The sequence below is a fragment of the Pseudoalteromonas sp. SR44-8 genome (assembly GCF_014163635.1).
GTDB lineage: Bacteria > Pseudomonadota > Gammaproteobacteria > Enterobacterales > Alteromonadaceae > Pseudoalteromonas > Pseudoalteromonas rhizosphaerae.
This window is the reverse complement of record NZ_JACJDS010000009.1, coordinates 22,020-32,031: the sequence shown is the minus strand read 5'-3', so window position 1 is coordinate 32,031 and position 10,012 is coordinate 22,020. Positions and strand designations below refer to the sequence as shown.

At 38.2% G+C, this 10,012-nt stretch carries 9 protein-coding genes; 7 read left to right on the top strand and 2 right to left on the bottom strand.

Features of this window, described 5'->3' with window-relative positions; translation table 11 throughout:
- The first annotated feature begins 552 nt into the window (after window positions 1-552).
- The gene (locus H5183_RS06115; RefSeq protein WP_145239003.1) at window positions 553-1,542 is read left to right on the top strand and encodes an FHA domain-containing protein; all 990 of its coding nucleotides are present in this window, start codon (window positions 553-555) and stop codon (window positions 1,540-1,542) included.
- Window positions 1,526-4,117 carry a serine/threonine-protein kinase gene (locus H5183_RS06110; RefSeq protein WP_182731206.1) on the top strand — a complete coding sequence of 864 codons (2,592 nt, stop codon included), beginning with the start codon at window positions 1,526-1,528 and terminating at the stop codon, window positions 4,115-4,117. The genes H5183_RS06115 and H5183_RS06110 overlap by 17 nt, the downstream gene beginning before the upstream one ends.
- Here H5183_RS06110 and H5183_RS06105 read toward each other — a convergent pair.
- Window positions 4,114-4,662: a hypothetical protein gene (locus H5183_RS06105; RefSeq protein ID WP_182731205.1), complete on the bottom strand. Its 549-nt coding sequence runs from the start codon at window positions 4,660-4,662 to the stop codon at window positions 4,114-4,116. The two genes, H5183_RS06110 and H5183_RS06105, sit on opposite strands and share 4 nt — an antisense overlap.
- A gap of 215 nt (window positions 4,663-4,877) precedes the next feature.
- On the opposite strand from H5183_RS06105, the gene rmuC reads away from it, so the two are divergent.
- From rmuC to H5183_RS06090, 3 genes are read left to right on the top strand one after another with little or no spacing between them, the layout of a single operon-like run.
- The gene (gene rmuC, locus H5183_RS06100) at window positions 4,878-6,347 is read left to right on the top strand and encodes a DNA recombination protein RmuC (protein ID WP_182731204.1); all 1,470 of its coding nucleotides are present in this window, start codon (window positions 4,878-4,880) and stop codon (window positions 6,345-6,347) included.
- Window positions 6,348-6,352: 5 nt separating this feature from the next.
- Entirely contained in the window at window positions 6,353-7,264 is a 912-nt protein-coding gene (locus tag H5183_RS21750; protein ID WP_259397117.1) for a hypothetical protein, read from the top strand.
- Window positions 7,265-7,280: 16 nt separating this feature from the next.
- Window positions 7,281-7,859 carry a DJ-1/PfpI family protein gene (locus tag H5183_RS06090; protein ID WP_145238987.1) on the top strand — a complete coding sequence of 193 codons (579 nt, stop codon included), beginning with the start codon at window positions 7,281-7,283 and terminating at the stop codon, window positions 7,857-7,859.
- Here H5183_RS06090 and H5183_RS21745 read toward each other — a convergent pair.
- Window positions 7,856-8,746, bottom strand: coding sequence for a LysR family transcriptional regulator (locus tag H5183_RS21745; RefSeq protein ID WP_259397116.1), 891 nt, complete (start codon window positions 8,744-8,746; stop codon window positions 7,856-7,858). The two genes, H5183_RS06090 and H5183_RS21745, sit on opposite strands and share 4 nt — an antisense overlap.
- A 100-nt stretch (window positions 8,747-8,846) precedes the next feature.
- Between H5183_RS21745 and H5183_RS06080 the strand changes: the two genes are divergently transcribed.
- Together H5183_RS06080 and tmpT are read left to right on the top strand one after the other, a co-directional pair.
- Entirely contained in the window at window positions 8,847-9,338 is a 492-nt protein-coding gene (locus H5183_RS06080) for a DUF2938 domain-containing protein (protein ID WP_182731203.1), read from the top strand.
- Between the two features lie 9 nt (window positions 9,339-9,347).
- Window positions 9,348-9,989, top strand: coding sequence for a thiopurine S-methyltransferase (gene tmpT, locus H5183_RS06075; RefSeq protein ID WP_145238981.1), 642 nt, complete (start codon window positions 9,348-9,350; stop codon window positions 9,987-9,989).
- Window positions 9,990-10,012: the final 23 nt, after the last annotated feature.

Genomic DNA, 10,012 nt, shown 5'->3' with positions numbered 1-10,012 from the left:
GGGCGTCTACTCTTATGCTTATTGTTGAATTGCAGTTTACATAAGCATCATGTTGATTTCCCCCTATTTGGTTACTAGTTTTAGTAATGATTGAGCCAGCCCATTTTGAGCTGGCTTTTTTTATGTCTGCAATTGGGAGCCGTTGCATTATTTCAATAAATTTAAATTTATTTTTGAACTAAGTTAACTTAGGGGCGTCTACTATTATGCTTGTTGTTAAATTGCAGTTTCCGCAGGCATCATGTTGATTGCCAAGTTTTAGTTACTTATTTTAGTAATATTAGGCCAGCTTACCTTAAGCTGGCTTTTTTTATATTTCACTCTTTTTACTTATCCCTTTAATAAAAGATTGCTGTAATAGTACGTAATGTTTATTTTGCCTTTTTATTTCTAAAATACTGTTATCTGGCCGCAATTGTTTGCGGATAAATCTATGAACTCATTAAATGTTAATTTTTTGTTTCATTTTGATTTGGTTGTGTCTATTATGGAGAATTGATTGTAATATCAATAGTTAGACACATACCTCGTCATTCTTTAAAGGTAGTGATAATGGCTTATTTAATTAATAAACATACAAGCGAATATTGTTTTTTATATGCGCATCATAGTTTTGGGCGGTTTCAATATTCTGTAGATACACTTGTCAACGATCTAAGCGTGTCGAAAATACACACCATTATTGAGTGGTTGAATGGGAAGTGGTATATCCGTGACTTAAGCCTGAATGGTACTTGGTTAAATCATAAGCGTTTGGTGAAGGATGACTCTGAAGAATTAAGTATTGGCGATAAGATTTATTTTGCCGGTAATTCAGAGGTTACTTATGTAGTTAAAGATCTCAGTCCACCTACAGATCAATTAATTAAGTTAGATGACGAGCAAAGTAAAACAGCCGAGACAATTAAGCTTAATCATTACCACCTATTGCCAGAGCAGCAACCTGATAGCGTGGTTGTTTTTGAGCAAAGTAGCGGCCAATGGTTGTTAGAATCATTACACGATGATGAGTTTACGATACGAGAAGTCTTAGAAGATCATAGTATTATTACCTTAGGTGGCGAACAATGGATGTTTCTTTCTAGCCATCTGGAAGTTGCAACCCAGATGAGCTCCGTACCACAATTGTATATAAGTGATTTAGACTTTATTTTTAACCTAAGTTTGGACGAAGAAACATCAGAATTAAAAGTTCAACATCACAATAATAATAAAGATTTTGATTTGCATGTTCGCTGCCATCACTATTTAACCTTAAATTTAGCGCGCTATAGAGCTTTAGATGCTAAAAAAGGAGTATTACCAGCTAACCAAGGTTGGGTAAATACGGAGCAATTAGTGAAAGATTTAGGTGTCGACATGCGCTATTTAAATATACAGATACATCGTGCTCGTAAGCAGTTTTCAGAAGTTCTAGTCAATGTTCATGATGCTGAAAATATAATCGAAAGACAATTGCGAAAAGTGCGGTTTGCTGGTGCATCCTTTATGATTTATAAAGGGTGTGAATTAGAGAGTACCTCGGATGTCGTTAGAGCATGAAACAGTATTAAAATTTAATAAAGTCATCACTAACTATAAATTAATTAAGCTACTTAACCAAGGAGGAATGGGAAGTGTGTATCTTGCAGAAGATACACGTTTAAAGCGCTATGTTGCGATTAAATTATTAAAGCCTACTGAGCACTCAGTAGAACATAGCGATCCCTTGGTTGAAGCACAGCTGCTTGCCCGTTTGAATCACCCAAATATTGTACAAATACACGATGTACTTTTGTATGAGCAGCAAATTTGTATTGTAATGGAGTACTTAAAAGGTAAAACATTACAGCAGTTTCAACATCAGCACGTCACCACACTCTCCGAAAAGCTTAATTTATTAGCACAACTGTGTGCTGGTCTAACCCATGCCCATAGTCAAGATGTGATGCATTGTGATTTAAAGCCTAGCAATATTTTAATTGATAAAAATGAATTAAAAATCACTGATTTTGGTATTGCAACATTACAAAATAAGCCGCTTAGTGAGCAACGTGATGAATCCAGTTGTGGCAGTGCTAGTGCGATGTCGCCTGAGCAGCTTAATAAACAGCCGTTAGATTTTCGCAGTGATTTATTTTCTTTTGGTATGCTGGCCTATATGTTTATTAGTGGCCGTCATCCATTTGGTGAAGGATCTGCGCAAACGATTGCTAATAATATTGCCAACGGTAAAGCGTGTAATGCACATGAGATCATTCCCAAGTTACCTAATGAATTATGTGATTTACTAAATCAATTATTACAACGAAAAAAAGACCGCCGCCCTGTCGATGCCCAAAGTGTAGAGCGTAAGTTACAAGCCGTTATTATAGCTATTAAACAGCAAGAAATTTTGGCGCAAGACACAGTTCCACTAGAGCAACTCGCATTACAAAAAAAACCGCCTAAAAAGACTGTTTTTTTAGGGACTTTGCTTTGCATAGCCGTGGTTGCAACAGGCTTAATGTATAAGCTGCAAGTATATAAACCAGCAGAGCACTATGTTGCATTTTTACCTCCGGTGGTAAAATCAGCCGCACTGTTATCTGCAGATACAAATATGCTCAAAGCCACAATTGATGATGCTATTAGGCAAAGTATTATTAATAGTAAGCAGTTAAATCTTATTTCGCAGGATGAGGTTGCGCCTATTGTACAAAGCGGCAATGCTAAACTTACTTTTGCAGATAAGTTACATAAATTAAAGCAAGCAACGGGAGCACAAGAAGTGGTGACCGCTGAGCTTAATTGTATGCAACCACAATGCTATTTAACGTTAGTTCGGCTCGAGGCGCCAAATTGGACGGTAAAAGCGCGCAAGCAATGGCCGATTATTACTGATAACTATAGTCAAATGTACCATTCAAGCAGTCAGCAATTAACAGCTCTTTTTCCTGATTTTGATAGTAAATATATTGCAATGGCGCAACTTAGTGACAAAGTACAAATTGAGCATATAGAGCTTTATCAAAAAGTGCAGCAAGTAGGTGATTACACTGAGCAATTATTTATGCGTATTAAAGAGGCTATTGAACAAACCCCGCAGTTATATGCCAATTATGAGTTACTACGTGAAGTCGCACTGAGTTTGTATCAGCAATCACAGCAAACAGAGTATTTAGATATTGCCAATAAGTTACTTTTTAACTCACCAACTGCGTATCAAAACACCCCTGCATTTGCTAAAAATGCAATGCTGATCGCGGTTGCTAGACAAGATTGGTTAGCGGCTAAACAGTACTTGACTAAAGCTGAGCAAGTTGGAGCTAATACATTAACGCTTTATGAGTTACAGGGTTTATTATATTTACAACAAGATCAGTTGCCTGAAGCACAACAGGCGTTTGAACTTGCATTAAAAATACGTGTCAGCCCAATTATAAAACAGAATTTGGCGCAAGTACTGTGGTGGCAAGGTCAAATTGAAGAAGCAAAGCAGCTGCTTAATGAAGTTATAAACGTAAGTCCTCAAAACTACATGGCAAATCAATTATTGGCCGATATTGCCCTTACCGAAGGGGAATTAGTAGTTGCAATAAAGCAATATAAACAGGCTATTGAGATTAAACCTGATAGCATAGATTTAAGTAACTTAAGTATTGCGTATTCGTTACAAGGAGAGTTTGAGCAAGCATTAGTAGTTGCCCAACAGGCGGTTGATATAAACCCAGAGCATATCAGCTTTCGCCTTAACCTAGCTGATATTGAAAAGGCTTTAGGGCTTAGTGAATCATACCCCGCAAATTATTTAAAGGTAGTTGAGCTTACGCAAGATAAACTAACTCTTGATAGTTATTTAGAAGTCGCGCAAGCATATAGCCAACTTGGCGAAGCTAAACTTGCCTTACAAGCATTAAATAAGGCAATTAGTATTGCGTCAGATCACAATGAATATGTGTTCACTGCAGCGCTTGTATATAGTGTGATTGGTGAATATCAGTCAGCGTTAATGTATATAGAAAAGTCATTAGCGATAGGTTATCACCCGATGTGGTTTAATTTACCCTGGTTTAAATCTTGGTGCCAAAAAGAAGAGTTTATTGCGTTATTGCAGCAATATGACTCCTCTTTTAGTTGTGCTAGTGTTTTAAATTAAAGAGTTGCCCCCGGCCTACGAACAACAATTTTTGGATCTTGTGACATATAAATCTTGCCCGAAGGTACGTGTTTAGCTGTATACCTAAACGAAATAGGTAAATACTCAGTTTCTTTGCCTTCGGTTACTTCAACAACTTTTTCAAGGTTGTCTTTATCAACACCTAAAAATTCGTAGGTTGGTTCTACTTGAGCAATTGTTAAAACTAAAGTGTTGCCATCTGTGATCTCGGTAGAGATATTATATTGGCAATTGCTATCTGCACCACAGTATTCAACGCCATTCCCATAAAATTCCCAATCGGCAGCCACTGATGGATCTAGGCTGATAATAAGCTCTACATATTGTTTTTTCTCAATGCTTTTTGCATCGTTATTTTTAGCATTATTAAATAAAACACTTAGTGATTCAGTTGGGTTTGTTTCGCTATTGAAAAACGTTAACCAATTTTCTTGAGTATGAGGTAAAACAGTTAACGTTTTAACGGAAAAGTAGTTATCTGCTTTACATTGCACTTCAATATTTGGGGTATTGATTTCGTTCATTTTTTCAGTCCTTGTATTGTTGTATAAGTAAAAACCACTTGTTGGTTTTTATAATTATTCTGAGTGTAGAATAAAATAGTTTATATAACGAATTAAGATGAGTATTTTGTAATGTCCTGTAATAATTTTTAGGGTCATAAAAAAGTAAAAAAACCTATCTTGGTATTTTTAGATTGGCTATCATGAACTGTCTTTTGGCTAATTAAAGTTTATTTATGTATATACAGTTACTTACAGACATTGATTGGGTAAGTGTTGGAATTGGTTTTAGTGTTGGCGCGGTGCTTTTTAGTGTTATTAATGCAAGCCGTGGTAAGCGACTAACAGCAGAGCTAAGTGAGCAGCAGCAACAACTAGCTTTATTGCAAACACAGTCCAATGAAAAACAGCAGCAATATACTGCCTTGATAGATGAACACGATTTACTTAAACAAAGCCACCAAGAACAACGCGACGAAACTCAGCACTATAAAACCCGCTTCACTGAGCAAGAAAAGCAAAGCCAGCAATACAACCATTATTGGCGCAAGGCTGAAGCTGATTTAACAACACTACGAAGCGAATACAATGCCCGTGATGTTGAGCTCAATAATATGCGCACTATGCTTGAGCAAAAGCAAAGCCATTTTGAGCAGCAGTTACAACATATTAAAGAAAGCAAAGAGCAGCTTAAAAAAGAGTTTGAAAACCTTGCTAATCAAATACTCGAAGAAAAATCGCAAAAATTTAAAGTCCTTAATCAAGAAAGTATTGAGCAGCTGTTAAAACCTGTCCAAGGTGAGCTAAAAGGCTTCAGGGATAAATTGGAATCAATTCATGTTGAAGATGTAAAACAACGTGAAGCTCTGAAAATAGAGTTATTACATCTACAAGCGAAAAGCCAAGCAATCACTGAGCAAGCAGACAGGCTCAGTAACGCATTGCAAGGGCAAAAGAAAACCCAAGGTAATTGGGGCGAATTAATGCTTGAAAACGTGTTAGACAGCGCAGGACTGCGCGCTGGTACTGATTATAAACGCGAGGTATCGTTTAATACCGAAGAAGGCCGCCTGCGCCCTGACGTGGTGGTGTATTTGCCTCAAGGTCGGCATTTAGTGATTGACGCTAAAACTTCGCTAAACGCTTACACTCGCTACGTAAATGCAGATAATGAACTGCAGGCTCAACAAGCAATTAAAGAGCATGTTGAGGCTGTAAAAGCGCGTATTAATGAGCTGGCGAGTAAATCATATGATCGCTTACCTGGGCTTAACTCTCCTGAAGTGGTGGTGATGTTTGTGCCGATAGAATCAGCTTTTGTTGAAGCCCTTAAATACCAAAGTGATATTTACCAACAAGCGATAGAAAAGAACATTCTGGTTGCCACCCCCACTACCCTCTTAACCAGCTTAAATATCGTGAAACAGTTATGGCGCTTTGAGGAGCAAACTAAATACTCCAAAGAATTGGCAAACCGCGCCGAACGTTTTTATAACAAGCTCAACGGCTTTTTAACCAGTATGGAAGGCGTTGGTAAGCAACTAGATAAAGCCAAAGAAAGTTATGACAAAGCGTTTTCGCAGTTATATCGCGGAAAAGGCAATTTAATTAAACAAGCATCTGAATTTAAAGAGTTAGGGGTGTCGGTGCAAAAAGAGTTACCTCAGGAAAGTGTTGAGAGAGCTCACCTTGAATTGGATCAATAGAGAAAATGAAACAGCTGTTAAACAAAGGAATTGCAACGCTAAAATCGGTATCAGATAAGTTTACTGATGAGCTTAATAAAGGCTATGTTTTAGCCAAAGAAAAGGTCAATGGATTACCTATTTTCATATCGTTAGAACATTGTGGAAAAGTAAGTCCGATATCATTTGACGAAAAGCACTATTTTGTAATTCCTTTTGAATTATCAGAGTATAAGTTTGCTTTACATACTATGCGTTGTTTACCTAACGGTGTACCAGAAGTGAATAATCTACCCAAGCGGCGCATTTTTCATTTTCCTAATGAGCATGCTGAAGCTGGGCTTAGGCTGTACATGTTAAATAGTACTAATGAAATAATGCTACAGCAAGCTGCAGAGCGCACTAACACCTTGCAATCACTTGCCAATGACATCGACGCGTTAGATCGAAAGCTTACTTATGGCATGTTATTAGTAGGCGGCCTTGCTGCCATTGCAAACCCTGCTATTGGTGCGGCGATTGCTGCAAAAGCGGTCTTACCTAGTTTTACTGGGCTATTTAATAAATATGGTATACGCGCATCTGGCGATAAGTTATCACAGTATCAGCTCGAAAAAGCAGTAAAAGAAGCACAAAATAGTATAATACAAGAGTTTGAAGCCTCGAATACAGTGCAAGTTATTAACCCTATTTTACAAGAACTAGCACTTACATTAAGAACAACCGAAGCGGAACATGATCCCTTAACTAGTTTTAACTTAGCTGATGGATCTATTCCTGAATTAGCTAATGATACTTGGCGAGAGCTGACTGAAGCAGCTATTTGTCATGTTTATAAAGAAGTTTATGATGACTCGTCGCTACATAAACAAGCGCACTTAGATGCTAAAGATTTAAGGTGGTTAAAATTACTGTTTGACGTGAATGAAGCAAAGTAGATAAGGCAAGCAAGCGATGAACATTGGTATTTATATTTACGATGATGCCGAAGTGCTGGATTTTTCAGGCCCATTCGAGGTGTTTAGTACCGCTAAACGACTCGCTAATAACGATTGGCAGGTGTGTCTTATTGCTGAAAACAATACACCTGTTATGGCGCGCGGTGGTTTTAGTGTAAACCCCCATTACAGTTTTGTTGATCACCCCGCTATTGATTTGCTCATTGTTGTTGGTGGTGTACACACTGTTGAACTTGAAAAACCTGCCGTAATAAACTGGATACGAGAAACCGCTGGTGCTACTGCTAAAGTTGCCTCAGTGTGTACAGGCGCTTTTTTACTGGCCAAAGCGGGTTTACTCGATGGCTTAACGGTTACCACGCATTGGGAAGATCTTGCGGATCTCGCTAATATGTTCCCTCGGTTAAATGTGATCAGTAATAAGCGCTGGGTATCACAAGATAAATTCACCACTTCAGCGGGTATTTCTGCAGGAATTGATATGAGCTTGCAATTAGTTGCTGAGCTGGGGAGCCCTGAGCTTGCAGAGCTTACGGCAAAACAAATGCAGTACCAGTGGCACAAAAAAATTTAACTGTTCGGTAACTGTTCACTGATAAAGTTATGCATATAATCTCTAAGACAAACCGCTTTTTTACTAAGTAAACGACCACTTGGCCAAATGGCATAAATTTCTCGCGGCAGGCTTTGCCATAGTGGCAATACTCTAACTAACTCTTTTGTTTGTAGCTCATTTATAATTTCAAAGCGCGGTAACAAACCGATACCTTGATGATCCGCAACTTGATATTTTACAAAGCCAGTATCGTTATAAATGCTTTTAAAGCGGCACATGTGTGTGTAAATAGCACATGATTGCGTGTTCGTTAATAGCCATTTATTTCTAAGTGTTGTACCAATTAAACGGTGATGTTTTAAATCGTTCGGTTCAACAAGTTTTGCTGCATTTGTTAGGTACTCAGGTGATGCGACTAAGATAGAGTCGGCTTCTGCGAGCTTTTTTTGCTGTAATAACGAATCAGCTTGAGGGCCGATCCTGAGCGCTAAATCAGCTTGGTTTTTAATAATATCGTCAAGTTGATTACTTAAAATCAGCTCCAACTGAATATCAGGGTATTTCTTGCAAAACGACAACCACATCGGCTTTAAAAAACCATGACAGATATTCAGTGGCGCGAGCACTTTTAGCTTACCACTAAGTTGTTCTTTTTGTTGATTGAGTTGATAACGAGTTTGTTCAAATTGCTCAACTAAGTTGGCATAACTTTGATAGTACACCTGTCCTTGTTGTGTGAGTGTGCATTGGCGTGCAGAGCGATGCAGCAGTTTTTGCCCAAGGCGAGATTCAAGGCGCTGTAAACGCCGCGTAACTGTTGCCGCAGGCAGCGATAAATACTCCCCCGCTTGAGACAATCCTCCTTGTTGTACTATGTGCACAAACAGCACTATATCATCTAGCATGATTCCACTTTTGCAATTTAAGTTTGATTAAAGCTTTATATTTAACATTTTAGTAAGTCTATATCATTGCTCTTAGGTTTTCTTGTTAAAGAGTATTTTTATGGAACACAGTATTAATTGGGTAGCTGTTATTGTTATCGGTGTAGGCGCAACAGCAGTGCTTGATAGTTGGTCGCTATTACTTGCGAAAGTGTTTGGCGTGCCATCTTTAAACTTTTGTATGGTCGGTCGCTGGATAAGCTTGATGCGAAGTGGTCAATTTAACCATACAGCAATAAACAAAGCGCCATCGCAAAAAGGCGAATGCGCAATCGGTTGGTTTATCCATTATGTAATAGGCGTTATTTTTAGTTTTACTTTTTTATTGGTTATGTCAAATGACTGGCTAGTATCCCCCCGCCTAATACCCGCCCTTATATTTGGTTTAGCCACAGTATGTATGCCTTTTTTTATTATGCAACCTGCGCTTGGGCTGGGTATTGCTGCGAGTAAAACGCCAAGACCAGCGTCGGCCAGAGTTAAAAGCTGTGTATCACATTGTGTATTTGGTGCAGGAATTTATATCAGCTCGCTTGTTTTATTGCTATTTTGAGGAGCTACTATGTCTGCTGATTATTGGTTAAATCGTTGGAAAAACAATGATATTGGTTTTCATGAAAGCCGAGTAAATCCATACTTAGATCGTTATTTTACTAACTTGAAAATTCCTCAAAATGGCCGAGTTTTCGTGCCTTTATGTGGTAAAACAAACGACATTGCATGGCTACTCGAGCAGAATATACAGGTTGTGGGCGTTGAGCTCTGTGAAAGTGCCATTAAACAACTATTTGGCTCTTTAAATGTTACACCTACAGTAACGGTGCACGACAAGTTTAAACTGTATAGTGCGGATAATTTGGCTATTTGGGTGGGAGATATTTTTGCACTAACCGCCAACTTACTTGGATCTGTTGATGTTATATATGATCGCGGATCATTAGTAGCCCTGCCTTTTACACTACGTAAAAAATATAGCAGGCATGTAGTGATGATCACACAAAAAGCACCACAGCTACTTATTTGTTGTGTATATGATCAGTCTAAACGCGATGGCACACCATACAGTATTAGCGCTCAAGAGGTATTTGATCACTATCACCATGCTTATTCGCTACAACTAATTAGATGTGAAGCTATTGCGAATGGAGTTAAAGGCGTTGTACCGGCAAATATAGTTGTTTGGCAGTTAAACAAAAAAGATTAAACTTTATGTTGTATATTGCATGT